This is a genomic window from Streptomyces sp. GL_148 (assembly GCF_057834205.1).
On record NZ_CM174396.1, the window covers coordinates 3,304,363 to 3,319,949 of the forward strand.

At 71.2% G+C, this 15,587-nt stretch carries 16 protein-coding genes; 10 read left to right on the top strand and 6 right to left on the bottom strand.

Going from position 1 to position 15,587, the window contains the following annotated elements; genetic code table 11:
* Positions 1-170: 170 nt before the first annotated feature.
* Positions 171-650, top strand: coding sequence for an SsgA family sporulation/cell division regulator (locus AC3IYI_RS15070; protein WP_266908420.1), 480 nt, complete (start codon positions 171-173; stop codon positions 648-650).
* A 1-nt stretch (position 651) separates the two neighbouring features.
* Here AC3IYI_RS15070 and AC3IYI_RS15075 read toward each other — a convergent pair whose 3' ends face one another.
* Complete coding sequence (locus AC3IYI_RS15075) at positions 652-2,070, bottom strand: FAD-binding oxidoreductase (protein ID WP_489410666.1); 1,419 nt, start codon at positions 2,068-2,070, stop codon at positions 652-654.
* A 183-nt stretch (positions 2,071-2,253) separates the two neighbouring features.
* Here AC3IYI_RS15075 and AC3IYI_RS15080 point away from each other — a divergent pair, with 183 nt between their 5' ends.
* A complete protein-coding gene (locus AC3IYI_RS15080; protein WP_489410667.1) occupies positions 2,254-3,684 on the top strand; it encodes a tetratricopeptide repeat protein in 1,431 nt (476 codons plus the stop codon).
* A 141-nt stretch (positions 3,685-3,825) separates the two neighbouring features.
* Here AC3IYI_RS15080 and hppD read toward each other — a convergent pair whose 3' ends face one another.
* Entirely contained in the window at positions 3,826-4,977 is a 1,152-nt protein-coding gene (gene hppD, locus AC3IYI_RS15085; RefSeq protein WP_489410668.1) for a 4-hydroxyphenylpyruvate dioxygenase, read from the bottom strand.
* A 133-nt stretch (positions 4,978-5,110) separates the two neighbouring features.
* On the opposite strand from hppD, the gene AC3IYI_RS15090 reads away from it, so the two are divergent.
* From AC3IYI_RS15090 to AC3IYI_RS15125, 8 genes are all read left to right on the top strand, one after another.
* A complete protein-coding gene (locus tag AC3IYI_RS15090) occupies positions 5,111-5,581 on the top strand; it encodes an Lrp/AsnC family transcriptional regulator (RefSeq protein WP_112448141.1) in 471 nt (156 codons plus the stop codon).
* Between the two features lie 80 nt (positions 5,582-5,661).
* The gene (locus tag AC3IYI_RS15095; RefSeq protein WP_489410669.1) at positions 5,662-6,309 is read left to right on the top strand and encodes an ABC transporter permease; all 648 of its coding nucleotides are present in this window, start codon (positions 5,662-5,664) and stop codon (positions 6,307-6,309) included.
* 91 nt (positions 6,310-6,400) lie between these two features.
* On the top strand, positions 6,401-7,612 hold the full coding sequence (locus tag AC3IYI_RS15100) for a betaine/proline/choline family ABC transporter ATP-binding protein (RefSeq protein WP_489411537.1): 1,212 nt from the start codon (positions 6,401-6,403) through the stop codon (positions 7,610-7,612).
* Positions 7,609-8,475: an ABC transporter permease gene (locus AC3IYI_RS15105; RefSeq protein WP_489410670.1), complete on the top strand. Its 867-nt coding sequence runs from the start codon at positions 7,609-7,611 to the stop codon at positions 8,473-8,475. The genes AC3IYI_RS15100 and AC3IYI_RS15105 overlap by 4 nt, the downstream gene beginning before the upstream one ends.
* Positions 8,476-9,471: a glycine betaine ABC transporter substrate-binding protein gene (locus AC3IYI_RS15110; protein WP_489410671.1), complete on the top strand. Its 996-nt coding sequence runs from the start codon at positions 8,476-8,478 to the stop codon at positions 9,469-9,471.
* A gap of 90 nt (positions 9,472-9,561) precedes the next feature.
* On the top strand, positions 9,562-10,158 hold the full coding sequence (locus tag AC3IYI_RS15115; RefSeq protein WP_489410672.1) for an ArsR/SmtB family transcription factor: 597 nt from the start codon (positions 9,562-9,564) through the stop codon (positions 10,156-10,158).
* 50 nt (positions 10,159-10,208) lie between these two features.
* Positions 10,209-10,463: a hypothetical protein gene (locus AC3IYI_RS15120; protein WP_489410673.1), complete on the top strand. Its 255-nt coding sequence runs from the start codon at positions 10,209-10,211 to the stop codon at positions 10,461-10,463.
* A complete protein-coding gene (locus AC3IYI_RS15125) occupies positions 10,412-11,755 on the top strand; it encodes an MFS transporter (protein ID WP_489410674.1) in 1,344 nt (447 codons plus the stop codon). Before AC3IYI_RS15120 ends, AC3IYI_RS15125 begins: the two co-directional genes overlap by 52 nt.
* On the opposite strand, the gene AC3IYI_RS15130 is transcribed toward AC3IYI_RS15125, so the two are convergent.
* The 4 genes from AC3IYI_RS15130 to AC3IYI_RS15145 all read right to left on the bottom strand — a co-directional run bounded on the left by AC3IYI_RS15130 (position 11,685) and on the right by AC3IYI_RS15145 (position 15,577).
* Positions 11,685-12,482, bottom strand: coding sequence for a S16 family serine protease (locus tag AC3IYI_RS15130; RefSeq protein WP_489410675.1), 798 nt, complete (start codon positions 12,480-12,482; stop codon positions 11,685-11,687). The genes AC3IYI_RS15125 and AC3IYI_RS15130 overlap by 71 nt on opposite strands.
* A 91-nt stretch (positions 12,483-12,573) precedes the next feature.
* Complete coding sequence (locus AC3IYI_RS15135) at positions 12,574-13,215, bottom strand: IclR family transcriptional regulator (RefSeq protein ID WP_489410676.1); 642 nt, start codon at positions 13,213-13,215, stop codon at positions 12,574-12,576.
* Between the two features lie 404 nt (positions 13,216-13,619).
* The gene (locus AC3IYI_RS15140; RefSeq protein ID WP_489410677.1) at positions 13,620-15,404 is read right to left on the bottom strand and encodes a DEAD/DEAH box helicase; all 1,785 of its coding nucleotides are present in this window, start codon (positions 15,402-15,404) and stop codon (positions 13,620-13,622) included.
* The gene (locus AC3IYI_RS15145) at positions 15,401-15,577 is read right to left on the bottom strand and encodes a hypothetical protein (RefSeq protein ID WP_243337306.1); all 177 of its coding nucleotides are present in this window, start codon (positions 15,575-15,577) and stop codon (positions 15,401-15,403) included. The genes AC3IYI_RS15140 and AC3IYI_RS15145 overlap by 4 nt, the downstream gene beginning before the upstream one ends.
* Between the last annotated feature and the right edge of the window lie 10 nt (positions 15,578-15,587).

The window sequence follows — 15,587 nt, forward strand, 5'->3', positions numbered from 1 at the left end:
CGCGGTCCCGTACGGAAGATTTCGGTCAGCCGATTGATTTCGGCCAATCCTCGATGTGCCTCGCGAAGTCGCGTCATACCCGGGCACTTCGGCGCTCTCTGCGGGTGTGGGCCGGCACTCCGGCCCCGCGCACCACCCGAACACGTACCCCGTACCGAAGTGAGGCCGCCATGCAGCACCCCGTCGTCGAGCGCGAGCTGGAACTGAAGCTGGTCCTGTCCCCCGAGCGCAGCGTCCCCGTCCCCGCCCGCCTGCTGTACCTGACGGACGACCCGTACGCCGTGCACATCACCTTCCACACCGGCTCCAGCACCCCGGTCAACTGGACCTTCGCCCGCGAGCTGCTGGTCGAGGGGGTGTTCCGCCCGTGCGGCCACGGCGACGTGCGGATCTGGCCCACGAAGGTCGGCCAGCAGGCCGTCCTGTGCATGGCGCTCAGCTCCCCCGACGGCGACGCCCTGCTGGAGGCCCCCGCCGTGTCGGTGTCGGCCTGGCTGGAGCGGACCCTGCGGATCGTGCCGCCCGGCACCGAGGCGGACCGGCTCGGCCTGGACGCGGCGCTGGCCGAGCTGCTCGCCCCGACGCCGGCGGACGAGCTGTGGATGCGCGACCCGTGGCCGTCGGACGAGTCGGCGGACGGAGAGCTGTGACTCAGAAGAGCTTGCCCGGGTTCAGCAGTCCCTCCGGGTCGAAGGCGTGCTTGACGGCACGCTGCATCTCCAGGCCCACCGGGCCGAGTTCGCGGGCGAGCCAGTCCTTCTTCAGGACGCCGACCCCGTGCTCGCCCGTGATGGTCCCGCCCAGTTCGAGTCCCAGCGCCATGATCTCCTCGAAGGACGCGCGGGCCCGCCGGGTCTCGTCCTCGTCGGCCGGGTCGAAGCAGACGATGGGGTGGGTGTTCCCGTCGCCGGCGTGCGCGCAGACCCCGATGAGCAGGTCGTGCGTACGGGCGATGGCGGCGGTCCCGTCCAGCATCTCGGCGAGCCGGGTGCGCGGGACGCACACGTCGTCGATCATCGTCGCGGGCCGCAGGGCCTCCAGGGCGGGCAGGGCCATCCTGCGGGCCTGGAGGAGCAGTTCGGACTCCGCCGCGTCCTCGGCCGGTACGACGGCGCTCGCCCCGGCGGCGGTGCAGAGCGATCCCACGGCGGCCAGGTCCTCGGGCGCGTGCGGGGTGTCGAAGGCGGCGAGCAGCAGGGCCTCGGTGGTGTCGGGCAGGCCCATCTTGCCGAGCGCGTTGACGGCGCGGACGGTCGTACGGTCCATCAGCTCCAGCAGCGAGGGCGTCAGACCGGCCTCCATGACGGCGCAGACGGCTGCGCAGGCGGCCGCGGCGGAGGGGAACTCGGCGGCGAGCGCGAGCTGGCGGGGCGGGGCCGGGCGCAGTGCGAGGACGGCCCGGACGACGACGCCGAGGCTGCCTTCGGAGCCGACGAACAGGCGGGTGAGGTCGTACCCCGCGACGCCCTTGGCGGTGCGTCGGCCGGTCTGCAGGAGCCTGCCGTCGGCGAGGACCACGTCGAGGCCGAGGACGTACTCGGCGGTGACCCCGTACTTGACGCAGCACAGACCGCCGGCGGCGGTGCCGATGTTCCCGCCGATGGTGCACTGCTCCCAGCTGGAGGGGTCCGGCGGGTAGTGCAGTCCGCGCTCGGCGACGGCGCGCGAGAGGACGGCGTTGACGACGCCCGGTTCGACGACGGCGATCCGGTCGACGGTGTCGATCTCCAGGATCCGGTCCATCTTCACCAGGGAGAGCACGACGCAGCCGTCGGAGGCGTTGGCCGCGCCCGACAGGCCGGTACGGGCGCCCTGGGGGACCACGGGCACGCGGAGCGCGTGGGCGGTGCGCAGGACGTGCTGGACCTGTTCGACGGTGCGGGGCAGGACCACGGCGGCCGGGGTGCCCGCGGCGCAGAAGCTGGCCATGTCGGTGGCGTAGGAGGCGGTCACCTGCGGGTCCGTGAGCAGGGCCTCGGGCGGGAGGCCTTCCAGGAGCAGCGCGTGGAGCCGGGAGGTGTCCAGCGCGGCGCGGGGCGGGGCGGAAACGTCGTCAACATCGTCAGCCATGGTGCCAGCGTGACAGTCGGGGCCATCGGTGTGAACACGCCCGCGACCTTCTTCGGACACCTCGGCGCGCTCTTCATATTGACGCACAGTGACCCCATGGACCCTATGGACCCTCTGCGTGAGGCAGCCCCCCTCTCCCAGGCCCCCCTCTCCCATGAGAGGCATCAGCAGGCTGCCCCGCCCGTGACCTTCACCGGCCGCAAGACGCTCGTGGCGGCGGCGGCCCTGGTGGTCCTGATCGCCGGGGCCCTGCTGATCCGGCCGGCCCGCACGGGCGACGACGCGCGCCCGCCGGGGCCCAGCGATCGGGCCCGGGCGGCGGTCGGCATGGGGGCGCCGGTGGCGGCGGTGGACCTGTCGGCGCTGGTCGCCGACCGGGAGGACTGGGTCGCGGGGCACCCGGACGACGAGGCCTCGTGGGCGGTGCTGGGATCGGCGTACCTGGAGCAGGCTCGGCGGACGGCCGACCCCGCCTGGTACCCGAAGGCGGAGGGCGCGCTCAAGCGCTCGCTGGAGCTGCGCCCGGCCGAGAAGGGCAACTTCGACGCGATGACGGGCATGGGCACGCTGGCCAACGCCCGGCGGGACTTCGGGACCGGGAAGAAGTGGGGCGAGCTCGTACGGGCGCAGGCGCCGAAGCGGTGGACGGCGTACCCGGTGCTCGTGGACGCGTACGGCGGCCTCGGCGACTACAAGGCCGCGGAGAAGGCGATGGAGCGCCTGGTGGACCTGCGGCCGGGGCTGGCGGCCTTCATGAAGGCCTCGCAGGTGTACCGGGACCGGGGCTGGCGCGAGGACGCGGCCATGTCCATGGAGCACGCGGGCGGCGCGGCGAAGGCCCCGGCGGAGAAGGCGTACGTGCTGTTCCGCCTCGGGGAGCTGGCGTGGGAGCGCGGCGACGACGCGGAGGCGCTGAAGCAGTACGAGGCCGCGCTGCGCACCGATCCGGCGCAGGCGCAGGCGCTGGGCGGCCGGGCGCGGGTGCTGGCGGCGCTGGGCCGCGGCGGGGAGGCCGTACGGGACTACCGGATGGCACTGGGGCGGGCCGCGGTGCCGGCGCTGTCGCTGGAGCTGGGCGAGCTGCTGGAGTCGCTGGGCCGGGGCGACGAGGCGAAGGCGGTGTACGACGGGCTCGCGGCGCAGGCCGCCCGGAGCGGGGTGAACGAGGAGCTGCTCCTGGGCCGGTTCGAGGCGGACCACGGCGACCCGACGGCGGCCGTACGGCGCCTCACGGCGGAGTGGGCCCGGCACAAGAGCCTGCCGGTGGCGGACGCGCTGGGATGGGCGCTGCACAAGACGGGCGACGACGCGGCGGCGCTGGAGTACGCGAAGAAGGCCACCGAGCAGGGACTGCGGCTCGCGGAGTTCTCGTACCACCGGGCGGTCATCGAGCGCGGCCTGGGCGACGTGGCCGGGGCGCGGCGGCACCTGGAGGAGGCGCTGCGGACGAACCCGCGGTTCTCCCCGGTACGGGCGCCGCTGGCGAAGGAGGCCCTGGCGACGATCGGCAAGCCCGCGGCGGGCGGCCCGGAGAACATGCAGCCCACCAGCCCGTGGGTGGCCCCGGAACTCCCGAAGGCGAAGCCGGTCGCCAAGCCGAAACCGAAGCCGTAGCCGTAGGTGCTTCCCGTGCCCTGCGGCGGGGCTGGATGGCGCGCAGCGCCATTTCAGCCCCGCCGGCGTTTGAGGCGCGGGGTCTGGGGCGGAGCCCCAGGAACCCCGGCTCCGCCGGGCCGGGAGCCCGAGCTCCGCAACCTACAGGTTGCCCCGCTTCTCCTGCTCCCGCTCGATCGCCTCGAACAGGGCCTTGAAGTTGCCCTTGCCGAAGCCCATCGACCCGTGGCGCTCGATCATCTCGAAGAAGACCGTCGGGCGGTCCTGGACCGGCTTGGTGAAGATCTGCAGCAGGTAGCCGTCCTCGTCGCGGTCGACGAGGATCTTCAGCTCGCGCAGGGTCTCGACGGGGACCCGGGTCTCGCCCGCCCACTCGCCGAGGGTGTCGTAGTAGGAGTCCGGGGTGTTCAGGAACTCCACACCGGCCGCCCGCATCGCCCGGACCGTGCTGACGATGTCGTTCGTCGCGAGCGCGATGTGCTGGACTCCGGCGCCGCCGTAGAAGTCCAGGTACTCGTCGATCTGCGACTTCTTCTTCGCGATCGCCGGTTCGTTGATCGGGAACTTCACCTTCAGGGTGCCGTCCGCGACGACCTTCGACATCAGCGCCGAGTACTCGGTCGCGATGTCGTCGCCCACGAACTCCTTCATGTTCGTGAAGCCCATGACCTTGTTGTAGAAGGCCACCCACTCGTTCATCCGGCCGAGCTCGACGTTGCCCACGCAGTGGTCGATGGCCTGGAAGGTGCGCTTGGCCGGGGGCTCGACCATCGGGGCGACGGAGACGAAGCCGGGCAGGTAGGGCCCGGTGTAGTCGCCGCGCTCGACGAGGGTGTGCCGGGTCTGGCCGTAGGTGGCGATCGCCGCCAGCCGCACCGTGCCGTGCTCGTCGGTGAGCTCGTACGGCTCGTCCAGGCCGCGCGCGCCGTGCTCGACGGCGTAGGCGTAGGCCGCCTTCACGTCCGGGACCTCGATGGCCAGGTCGACGACGCCGTCGCCGTGGTCGGCGACGTGCTCGGCGAGGAAGCGGCCTCGGTCGGTGGAGGCCTTGATGACGGAGGTGAGGACGAACCGCGCGCCGCCGTTGGTCAGGACGTAGCTGGCCGTCTCGCGCGTGCCGTTCTCCGGTCCGGAGTAGGCGACGAGCTTCATGCCGAAGGCGGTCGAGTAGTAGTGCGCGGCCTGCTTGGCGTTGCCTACGGCGAAGACGACCGCGTCCATGCCCTTCACGGGGAAGGGATCGGCCTTGGCGGCGGTGCTGGGTGCGGCGTCGAGCGGCTGGGTCTCAGTCATGACGGCAGAGTCCCGCCGTTCCACAAGCTGCGCAATAGTTTCCATTTCCGCTGTACAGACTGCCCACTCTGAGCCGACCATGGCTGGGATATCTGTGCACTATGACCACCGATCGACCACCCCGGAGGCACCCATGGGAATCGACGAACTCGACGGCCGGCTCATCGTCCTGCTCGCCCGCGAGCCCCGGATCGGGGTCCTGGAGGTCTCGCGCCGGCTCGGCGTGGCGCGCGGTACCGCGCAGGCCCGGCTGGACCGGCTTCAGTCGAACGGAGTCATCCGGGGGTTCGGTCCGCAGGTGGATCCGGCGGCCCTGGGATACCCGGTGACGGCCTTCGCCACGCTGGAGATCAAACAGGGGCAAGGCGCGGACGTACGGGCCCACTTGGACGGGGTGCCGGAGGTGCTGGAACTGCACACGACGACCGGGCACGGGGACATGCTGTGCCGGCTGGTGGCCCGGTCGAACGCGGACCTTCAACGGGTGATCGACCGAGTTGTCGCGTTTGATGGCATTGTTCGGGCTTCGACGGCGATTGTCATGGAGAATCCCGTGCCCTTGCGGATCATCCCCCTGGTCGAACAGGCAGCCGAGGACGACTGACGACTGATGCGCCGACTGATGCGCCGACCGACCCGCGGAAACGGCGGACGAGACGGATGAGACGGATGAGGTGACGTGGCGTGAGCTTCTGGGCCTACCTGTCCAACCGCCACCAGCAGCTCCTCACCGACGCCTTCCAGCACGCCAGCATCGTCTTCCAGTGCATGGTGATCGCGACCGCCCTCGGCGTCGCCATCGGCGTCCTCACCTACCGCAGCGGCTGGGCCGGGAACCTCGCGGTCACCTCCACCTCCACGGTGCTGACCATCCCCTCCCTCGCCATGATCGGCCTGCTGATCCCGATCGTCGGCCTCGGCGTCGCGCCGACCGTGATCGCCCTGACGCTGTACGGACTGCTGCCCATCGTCCGCAACTCCATCGTGGGGCTGCGCGGAGTGGATCCGGCCCTGGTCGACGCGGCCAAGGGCATCGGGATGTCGCGCACCGCCCAGCTGCTGAAGGTGGAACTGCCACTCGCCTGGCCGCCGATCCTGACCGGCATCCGGGTCTCCACGCAGATGCTGATGGGCATCGCGGCCATCGCCGCCTATGCCTCCGGGCCGGGCCTGGGCAACGAGATCTTCCGCGGGATCGCCTCGCTCGGCAGCGCCAACGCCATCAACCAGGTGCTGGCGGGGACGCTCGGCGTCGTCATCCTCGCCCTGCTCTTCGACGCCGCGTACGTCCTGCTCGGCCGTCTCACCATCCCGAGGGGAATCCGTGTCTGAGCCGACGTCCGAGCCGACGCACAGCCCGCTACCCGCGGCGAGCCCTCAGCCTGCAGCGAGCCCTCAGCCTGCCGCCGCCTCCGGCGCCACCATCCAGCTGGAGAACCTCACCAAGCGCTACCCCGGCAGCCCCAACCCCTCCGTCGACGACGTCTCGATGGAGATCAAGGCGGGCGAGCTGGTGGTCTTCGTCGGCCCCTCCGGCTGCGGGAAGTCCACCACCCTCAAGATGATCAACCGGCTGATCGAGCCCACCTCGGGCCGGATCCGCATCGGCGACGAGGACGTCACCGACATGGACCCGGTCAAACTGCGCCGCAAGATCGGGTACGCGATCCAGTCCTCCGGGCTGTTCCCGCACATGACGGTCGCCGAGAACATCGCCCTGGTCCCGAAGATGACCGGCTGGTCCAAGTCCCGGGTGAAGGACCGGGTGGAGGAGATGCTCGACCTGGTCGGCCTGGACCCGCGCGAGTTCCACGGCCGCTACCCGCGCCAGCTCTCCGGCGGCCAGCAGCAGCGCGTGGGCGTGGCCCGGGCGCTCGCCGCCGACCCGCCCGTCCTGCTCATGGACGAGCCCTTCGGCGCCGTCGACCCCATCACCCGCGACCACCTCCAGGACGAGCTGATCCGGCTCCAGCACGAGCTGCACAAGACGATCGTCTTCGTCACCCACGACTTCGACGAGGCCATCAAGCTGGGCGACCGGATCGCCGTCCTGCGGGAGCGCTCGCACATCGCGCAGTTCGACACCCCCGAGGCGATCCTCACCAACCCCGCCGACGACTTCGTCTCCGGCTTCGTCGGCGCCGGAGCGGCACTCAAGCGGCTCAACCTCACCCGGGTGCGGGACGTGGAGATCGCCGAGTTCCCGACCGTGTCCGTGGACGACCCGCTCCAGCAGATCTTCAACACCCTGCGCGCCGGTCAGGGCAACGAGCTCTTGATGCTGGACCGGCGCGGCCGCCCGTACAAATGGCTGCGCCGCGGGGACCTGATGCGCGCCAAGGGCTCCCTCGCCCGGGTCGGCCAGCTCGTGCACGACACGGTGACCCGGGACGCGACCCTGCACGACGCCCTGGAGGCGGTACTCACCGACAGCGGAGGCCGGGTGGCCGTCACCGGGCGGCGCGGCGAGTACATCGGCGTCGTGGACATGGAGACCCTGATGAACTCCGTGCACGAGATGCTGGAGGCCGACCGGCTGACGGCCGCCGAGCACGCGCACGACCTGGAGGAGCTGCGCCACCACCGCGTCGAGCGGGACCTTGAGGGGCTCCGGGACCCTGCGGAGGGCTCATGAGCCCGCGCAACCCGGTCTCCCCCGAACGCCCGCCCGGCGAGCACGAGCTGGGGGGCCACGTCTTCCGCGATCCCGAGGAGCCCGAGCCCGGCGAGGAGGTGATGACCTCCATCGCGCCGCCCCGCCCCGGGCGCCGCCTCACCTGGGCCCGGCTGGTGACCCTGCCGATCGTGCTGGCGCTGATGCTGCTGGCCACGTACCTGTGGATCACCAACGCCACCCTCGACACGATCGCCGAGAACTCCCTCAAGGACGGCAACGTCCAGCTCCGGCTGTGGCAGCACGTCCAGCTCACCGCGATCTCCACCTTCTGGGTGCTGGTCATCGCGATCCCGCTCGGCATCGCCCTGACCCGCCCCGGCCTGCGCCGGGCGGCCCCGCTGGTCACCGCCGTCGCCAACATCGGCCAGGCCACCCCGGCCATCGGACTGCTGGCCCTGCTGGTCATCTGGCTCGGCATCGGTCCCTCGACGGCGATCATCGGCATGGTCGCCTACGCCGCCCTGCCCGTGCTGTCCAACACCGTCGCGGGGCTGCGCGGGATCGACCCGCAGCTGGTGGAGGCCTCGCGCGGGATCGGGATGTCCTCCATGGGGACCCTGATGAAGGTGGAACTGCCCCTGGCCGTCCCGCTGATCCTGGCGGGCGTACGGACGGCCCTCGTCCTCAACGTCGGCACCGCGACCCTGGCCACCTTCGGGGGCGGCGGGGGCCTGGGCGACCTGATCACCTCCGGGATCCAGACCCAGCGGATGCCGGTGCTGGTGCTGGGCTCGGTACTGACGGTGGAGCTGGCGCTGTTCATGGACTGGCTGGCCTCCCTGGCCGAGACGGTCCTGACCCCGCGCGGGCTGGAGGCGTAGATGGCCAAGCTCTCCCTCTCCCCCGCCGTACGGACGGCCGCGGCCTGCGCGGCCCTGCTGCCCCTGCTCGCGCTCGGGGGCTGCGGGCTCAAGAGCGGGTCCCCGATGGTCGACGACGTCCTGCCGGGCTCGGTCGGCCAGGGGCAGCCCCTCAAGGGCGCCTCGCTCACGGTCACCTCGAAGAACTTCAGCGAGAACATCGTGCTCGGCCAGATGATCGGCCTGATCTTCAAGGCGGCCGGCGCGGAGGTGCTGGACCGCACCAACCTGCCCGGTTCGATCAGCGCCCGCGAGGCGATCGTCCAGGGCGACGCGGACGCCATGTACGAGTACACGGGCACGGCGTGGATCACCTACCTGGGCAACGACAAGCCGATCACGGACCCGTACGCGCAGTGGGAGGCGGTCCGGGACGCGGACGTGAAGAACGGCGTGGCCTGGCTGCCCGCGTCCACGCTCAACAACACCTACACGCTCGCCATCAGCAAGAAGAACAACGCCAAGTACGGGCTGAAGACCATGTCGGACGTGGCGGCGCTGTCGCAGCGCGACCCCAAGGCGGTGACGGTCTGCGTGGAGAACGAGTTCGCCTCGCGGGAGGACGGGCTGCCGGGGATGGAGAAGGCCTACGGGATGAAGATCCCGGCGGGCAACGTCATGAAGATGGACGCCGGGATCATCTACACGCAGGTCTCGAAGTCCGATTCCTGCCTGCTGGGCGAGGCCTTCACCACGGACGGCCGGATCAAGGCCATGGACCTGGACACCCTCACCGACGACCGGCACTTCTTCCCCAACTACAACGCGGCGCCGGAACTGCACGCGAAAACGCTGGAGAAGTACCCGGCGATCGCCGGCCTGCTGGACCCCCTGTCGAAGCGGCTGACGACGGAGACGGCGCAGCGGCTCAACGCACTGGTGGATGTGGACGGGCAGGATCCGCACGAGGTGGCGAAGGACTGGCTGGTGGCGGAGGGGTTCATCAAGGAGGGGTGACGCACGGGCATCATTCCAAAGGAGTGGATGCAAAGAAGTAGTTGCAAAGAACCTCTTGCATAAGCTTCTTTGCAACTCTACTGTTGGGGCATGCCCGATGAGAACGCAGATTCCCAGAACCCGACCGAACCGAAGGTCCGCAAGCTCGACCCGCACTCCCTGCGCGGCCTGGCCCATCCGCTGCGCATCCGCCTGCTGAGCAGCCTGCGCCTGCACGGGCCGGCCACCGCCTCGCAACTCGCGGAGCGGCTCGGGGAATCGAGCGGGGCCACCAGCTACCACCTGCGCCAGCTCGCCGCGCACGGGTTCGTCGAGGACGCCCCCGAGCACGGCAAGGGCCGTGAGCGCTGGTGGCGGACGTCCCAGGACGGCACCATCGCCGACGAGGCGCTGATCTACGACACCGACCCCGCCACGCGCGGCGCCGCGGAGGTCTTCCTCGCGGAGATCGTGAAGATCCACGAACAGGAGCTGTCCTCCTGGCTCGGCGAAGCACACACCTGGTCGGTGGAGTGGCGCCGGAGTTCCGAACTCAGCGACTTCACCCTGCACCTGACCCCCGGGCAGAACCTCGAACTGGTCAACAAGGTCCACGAGCTGATCAACAGCTACCGGGATCTGCCGGCCTCGGAGGGCACCGAGACGGTCCGTTTCCACACGCACGCCTTCCCGGTCCACACCAAGTAGCGCCACCCAGCAGCACCCTCCACACCACCTTTCGCAGAAGGAGTCCTGCCGTGCACGCCTTCAGCCATGCCCAAAACCACGCCGAGATCCACGCCACCCGCACCGCCGAGGTCGCCGCCTGGCGCCTCGCGAGGGAGGCCGCACCTCACGTCTCCTACGTTCCCCACCTGCGCGCCCCCGCCCTGCGCAACCGGCTCGGCGAGAGCCTGATCGCGCTCGGCATCCGCCTGATCCAGCCCGCGCACCTGCACGCATGCATCAGCCGCACCACCCGAACCTCGCGCCCGCACGGCGGCATCGCGTGAGCCGTCGCCCCTTCATCGCCGTCCTGCTCGCCAACACCATCTCGATAGCCGGGAGTTCGCTGACCCTCATCGGGGTCCCGTGGTTCGTGCTCAAGACCACGGACAGTGCCGGCCGGGCCGGGATCGTCGCATTCTGCGCCACCCTGCCCGTCGTGGTGGCCGCCCTGGTCGGGGGCCCGGTCATCGACCGGCTCGGCCGCCGCCGGGTCTCCGCCGTCTCCGATCTGGTCTGCGGGCTGTCCGTGGGCGCGATCCCGCTGCTGCACTACGCCGGGCTGCTGGAGTTCTGGATGCTGTGCGCGCTGATGGCCGTCGGCGGCCTCGTGCACACCCCCGGACTGACCGCGCGCTACGTGTTGCTCCCCCATCTCGCCGAGCACGCCGGCACCACCGTCGCCCGCGCCGCCAGCCTCTACGACGCCGTCTCGCGCGGAGCCCGCATGATCGGGGCCGCGCTGGCCGGCGTATTGATCGCCACGATCGGCGCCGAGTCGGTCCTGCTCCTCGACGCGGCCACCTTCGGCGCCTCCGCGCTACTGGTCACCGCGTTCCTGCGCGGCATACCCGCGGCCGAGCCGCAGCGCGCCGCCGGGAAGGTGTCGTTGGCCGGCTACCGGGCCGAACTCGCCGAGGGCTGGCGGTTCCTGACCCGGGCCCGGCTGCTGCTGGGCATCACGGTGATGGTGATGATGACCAACGGCCTCGACCAGGGCTGGGCCTCGGTCCTGCTGCCCGTGCACGGCCGTGACGTCCTCGGCGGAGCCGCCGCGCTCGGCCTGATGATCGCCCTCTTCGGCGGGTTCGCGCTGCTGGGTGCCCTGCTCTACGGAGCCTGGGGCGAGCGGTTCTCCCGTAGGGCCGTGTTCGCCGCGGCGTTCCTGCTGTGTGGGGCACCGCGTTTCGTGGTCGCCGCCTTCACCGACACCCCGCTGCCGCTCGCGGTGACGATGGCCTTGTCCGGGCTGGGCGCGGGCGTGCTCAACCCGATCCTGACAACCGTGATGCTGGAGAAGGTCCCCGACGCCCTGCGCAGCCGGGTCGCGGGCGTGACCACGGCCGGCTGCGAGCTGACGATGCCACTGGGCGGGCTGGCCGCGGGGCTGCTGGTCGACGGCTTCGGGGCGACGCGGGCGCTGCTGGCGTTCGACGGCGTGTACTTCCTCGTCACGCTCTCCCCGCTGGTGTTCCCGTCCTGGCGGAGCATGGAGTCGGCCTCCGGGCTCAGCAGGACGGAACCGGTTCGCCCTTCTGCAGAGCCCGCAGCGCGTTCACCGCATCCGTCAGCGAAGTGACGGGGACCAGCCGGAGCCCCTCGGGGAGTTCGGACTCGGCGTCCGAGCACTCCTTCGCCGGTACGAGGAACACGCTCGCCCCGTCGCGCCGCGCGGCCTGAGTCTTCAGGGCCACCCCGCCGACCGCGCCGACCTCGCCGGCCGCGGTGATGGTGCCCGTACCGGCGATGGTCTTGCCGCCGGTGAGATCGCCGCCGCTGCCGTTCCCGTCGAGTTTGTCGACGATGCCCAGCGAGAAGAGCAGTCCGGCGCTCGGGCCGCCGACGTCGGCGAGGTTCAGCTCGACCTTGACGTCCTTCGGGTCCTTGTGGAGGTAGCCGAGGGCGGCCTCGGAGGCCATGTCCTGCGACGTGGTCATCTCCTCCAGGTTGTGCTCCGCGATCTCCTTGTCGCTTCCGCCCGAGGGGTACACCGACTCCCTGGGCAGGACCGCCCGGGTGGTGTCGAACCAGTCCCCGACCAGCGCGGGGAGGGTGACGGAGGTGGAGGGGCCGGTGGCCTGGATGGTGGTCATCCTCAGCTGCCCGGTGGTCTCGCGGGTGGGGGCCCCGGTGATGGAGATGACCTGCTTGCCGTCACGGGAGCCGAGCACGTCGGCCGTGAGGCCCGGCTGCGCGATCACGAAGGGCAGCGGGGCGAGGGCCGCGACGGCGAACAGCGCGAGCACGGGCACGGCGCAGACGGCGAGGGCGGCGGGGCGCGGCAGACGTGTGAGGCGAGAGAGCACCGGGTCAATCTAGCGCGGGCGCCCCCGAACGGGTCGAGCCGCGCCCCCTGTGGTCGGGGGCGCGGCTCGGTGTCCACAGGTGCTCGGCGGCTCAGCGCAGGGCGTCGGCAACCTCTCGGGCGGCGTCCACGACGCGCGGTCCGACCCGCTCGGGCACGGCGTCGGCCAGCATGACGACGCCCACGCTGCCCTCCAGCCCGGTGATGCCCACGAGCGGCGCCGCGGCACCACTGGCGCCCGCTTCGAGCTCCCCGTGGGTGAGCGTGTACCCGGGCTCGACGAGCGTGCCCTGGCGGGCGGCCAGGATGGCCCGGCCGGCTGCCCCGCGCTCCAGCGGATGGCGGAAGCCGGGCCGGTAGGCCACGTGGTAGTCGGTCCAGGTCGGCTCCACGACCGCCACGGCGAGCGCTTCGGTTCCGTCCACGAGGGTCAGGTGCGCGGTGGCGCCTATGTCCTCGGCGAGGGAGCGCAGCGCGGGCAGCGCCGCCTCGCGCACGAGCGGGTGCACCTGGCGGCCCAGGCGCAGCACTCCGAGCCCGACGCGGGCGCGGCCGCCGAGGTCACGGCGGACCAGGGCGTGCTGTTCGAGGGTGGCCAGGAGGCGGTAGACCACGGTGCGGTTCACACCGAGGCGGTTGGAGAGCTCGGTGACGGTCAGACCGTGGTCGGTGTCGGCGAGCAGTTTGAGAACTCGGAGTCCTCGGTCGAGAGTCTGGGAGGTTTCCGCGGTCACGACGCCTCTCCCTCTTTCGGTGGGCGGCGGTGACTCTCTGGGGATAGCGCCGCCGGTCCCTCGGCGACGCACGGAGAGGCCGCCGGTAGCGGCCATGGCACCGGCTGCGCTCCCGCGGCGGCGCTGCCACGGGGCGTTCGATGCGGGGACAGTAGCGAGCGGGTTCGCTCAGCGGAAGGGCTCGTCCAGAATCCGGGCGCCGACTGCCGTTTTATGCCGGTTGAAAACGCGCATCGCTGTCAATTCGTGACCTTCGGCCCCTGACGGCGGCTCATGTCTGCGCACGGCCCCGTACGGCCCCGCAGGGCCTCCCACCATGGGTGCGGCGACACCGCTACGACGGCCCGGGCGGGCGGGGACCGTACGAAACTCCCCCCGCCCCCCGCGCCGGATTCCGTATGAAATCACCGCATCCGGGTGGCCCACTCCTGGACCTTCTTGATCCGCTCGCGCAGCTGTCCCGCCGTGGCTTCCGCGCTCGGGGGTCCGCCGCACACTCGGCGCAGTTCGGTGTGGAGCACCCCGTGCGGTTTGCCGCTCTGGTGGACGTACGCGCCCACCATCGTGTTCAGCGACTTCCTCAGTTCCAGCAGTTCCTTGTGCGAGACCACCGGCCGCCGGTCGGCCGGCAGCTCCAGCAGGTCCGCCTCCGAGTCCGGCTTGCGCTTGCTGTGCGCGATCTGCCGCGACTGCCGCTTCTGGAGCAGCATCTGCACCTGGTCGGGCTCCAGCAGCCCGGGGATGCCGAGGTAGTCCTGCTCCTCTTCACTGCCCGGGTGTGCCTGCATGCCGAATTCGGCGCCGTCGTACAGCACCCGGTCGAAGACGGCGTCGGACTCCAGCGCCTCGAAGGACATCTGCTCCTCGTCGCCGGTGTCCTCGTCCTCCTGCTTGTTCGCCTCCTCCATCTCCTTCTCGGAGTCGGCGTACGGGTCTTCCTCGCCCTGCTTCTTCGGCTTGTCGAGGACGTGGTCGCGCTCGACTTCCATCTCGCTGGCGAAGCCCAGCAGGTAGGGGATGGTCGGCAGGAACACCGAGGCCGTCTCGCCGCGCCGGCGCGAGCGCACGAAGCGCCCGACGGCCTGCGCGAAGAACAGCGGGGTCGAGATGGTGGTGGCGTACACGCCGACCGCGAGGCGCGGTACGTCGACGCCCTCGGACACCATGCGGACGGCGACCATCCACCGGTCGTTGCTCGCGGCGAACTCGTCGATCCGCTTCGAGGCCCCGGTGTCGTCGGACAGTACGACGGTGGCCTTGCTCCCCGTGATCTCCCGGATCAGCTTGGCGTAGGCGCGCGCGGAGTCCTGGTCGGCGGCGATGACCAGCCCGCCCGCGTCCGGGATGCCCTTCCTGACCTCGGTCAGGCGCTGGTCGGCGGCGCGGAGCACGTTCGGCATCCAGTCGCCGCGCGCGTCGAGCGCCGTGCGCCAGGCCTGCGAGATGGCGTCCTTGGTCATCGGCTCGCCGAGGCGGGCGGCGATCTCGTCGCCCGCCTTGGTGCGCCAGCGCATGTTGCCGCTGTAGGAAAGGAAGATGACGGGCCGCACGACCCCATCACCCAAGGCGTTCCCGTAGCCGTACGTGTAGTCGGCGGAGGACCGCCGAATCCCGTCGTTCCCCTCCTCGTAAGCCACGAAGGGAATCGGATTCGTATCGGACCGGAAGGGCGTGCCGGTGAGGGCGAGCCGCCGGGTCGCCGGGTCGAAGGCCTCGAGGCAGGCCTCACCCCAGGACTTCGAGTCACCGGCATGGTGGATCTCGTCGAGGATCACCAGGGTCTTGCGCTGCTCGCACCGGTTGCGGTGCAGCATCGGGCGCACGCCGACACCCGCGTAGGTGACGGCGATCCCGTGGTAGTCCTTGCTGAGCGGGCCGGCGGAGTACTCCGGGTCGAGCCGGATCCCTATCCGGGCGGCCGCTTCCGCCCACTGCTTCTTCAGGTGCTCGGTCGGCGCGACGACGGTCACCTGCTGCACCACGTGGTGGTGCAGCAGCCAGGACGCGAGCGTCAGGGCGAAGGTGGTCTTTCCGGCGCCGGGGGTCGCGACGGCGAGGAAGTCGCGCGGCTGGGTCTCCAGGTACCGGTCCAGCGCACCCTGCTGCCAAGCTCGCAGGGCGCTGGCGGTACCCCACGGCGCGCGGCCGGGGAAGGCGGGTGAGAGGTGGTGGGAGGCGGTAGTAGTCACGGTCTCCGGTTCGGGCTCTCGGCGGCGTATCCGTTCCGGGCGTGCATTCCGGGCATCGGTACGGCCAGCGGTACGGGCAGTCGTACGTAGGACAACCGGGCCACCTTACCGGCCCGGGCCCACCCCTCGCGGAGGGACAGGCCCGTGACCTCGGCGCGTGCGGCGAGCGTCACATTCGCCGGG